The 1,345-nt window shown below is 33.6% G+C and carries 1 protein-coding gene and 1 pseudogene; one reads left to right on the top strand and one right to left on the bottom strand.

Translation table 11 applies throughout. The annotated features are described in order from the left end of the window. Positions 1-791, top strand: a 791-nt coding sequence (locus AC1DTM_RS26720; protein ID WP_477001306.1) for a LysR substrate-binding domain-containing protein, incomplete at its 5' end; no start/stop codon positions are given. A gap of 92 nt (positions 792-883) precedes the next feature. Here the strand turns inward: AC1DTM_RS26720 and AC1DTM_RS26715 are convergent. Next, positions 884-1,339, bottom strand: a pseudogene (locus tag AC1DTM_RS26715) (histidine kinase); the annotation flags it as partial. Positions 1,340-1,345 lie beyond the last annotated feature (6 nt).

Genomic DNA, 1,345 nt, shown 5'->3' with positions numbered 1-1,345 from the left:
AAAAAGAAATGGAAGTTATGTTATTTTCAAGAACGAAGAGAAAGGTTRAATTAACAGAAGCGGGAGAAATGTTTTTAAAAGAAGTAAAAAAAGCGTTTGAACAAATTGAAAAAGCAGTAGAAGTCGCACAAAGTGCTCAAAGGGGAGAAGTGGGATCACTTTCAATTGGTTTTGTAGGTGCGGCGATATATGATATTTTACCGTCAATCGTCAGGGAGTATAGAAAGAAATTTCCAAGAGTGTCTGTTGCATTACATGAATTGTCAACACCGGATCAGGTGCATGCACTTCATGATAATCGAATTGATATTGGATTTTTACGTCCGCCAATTCCAACGCAATTACTTGAGTTAGAACCAATTCAAAAACTTTCGTGTACGTTATGTTTACCGAAGGCACATCCACTTGCTGAAAAGGACGAAATACATATCGAAGATTTAAGGGATGAACCTTTCGTATTTATTACGAGACCAGTATGGCCAGCGTTATACGATACAATTTTATCGCTTTGCCGCGATGTAGGTTTTAGTCCGCATATTGTACAAGAAGCAACGGAGTATCAAACTGTCATGGGGCTTGTAGCAGCAGGTATTGGAATTACAGTAATACCTGTATCCGCAAATAAATTGTATAAAACAGAAGTTGTATATAAAGAGTTATGTGATTCTAATTTTGTTGCAGAAATGTCAGTGGCTTATAAAAAAATGAATAACAATCCAGAGTTGTTAGAGTTTTTGAAAATTGCAAGAGAGAAGAAACGAATAGAAATAGGAGATGAGAAGGACGAGTAGTAATCGTGACGAAAAAGCGATTTAATTTATATATATAAAAGTACACCTTGTTAAAAAATAAAGAGGAAAGGCATTTGAGTTGCCTTTCCTCTTTATTGTTCTTTTTTTAGCTCGATACTAAATAGATAAACGTGTTCGTTTTCTTTTAAGAGTAACTCAATGCCTGGTTCTTCATCAATTGTAGGAACACTTAAAGTATCTTTACTTGTTTTTATTACAGCGGCTAAAATCGTTTTTTGATTGTATTTTACGTTTTTAGTAGATTGAATTGTAGTGGTTGCAGAACTATTTATGCTTGGAGGAGCTACTGCAGGAACAAGTGTTGAACCACCTTCGATATTAATGTACCATTGACCTTTTTCTTGTACATCTTTATCAAATTGGAAATATGGTGGTATGAAAGAAAGCCTTATTTTATTTTTTAAAAAATGTGATGAAGCTATGTTAGCAATCTCTTTCACTTTTTTACCATTTTGATAATATTCAATCGTAGCATGTAGTTCATCTTTATTATTCTTGACTGTAACATCATAAAACATTCTATTTCCTTATTG

This window comes from Bacillus sp. P4_D3, assembly GCF_056401855.1.
Note: the sequence above shows the minus strand (reverse complement) of the source record. Positions and strands in the feature narration are given on the sequence as shown.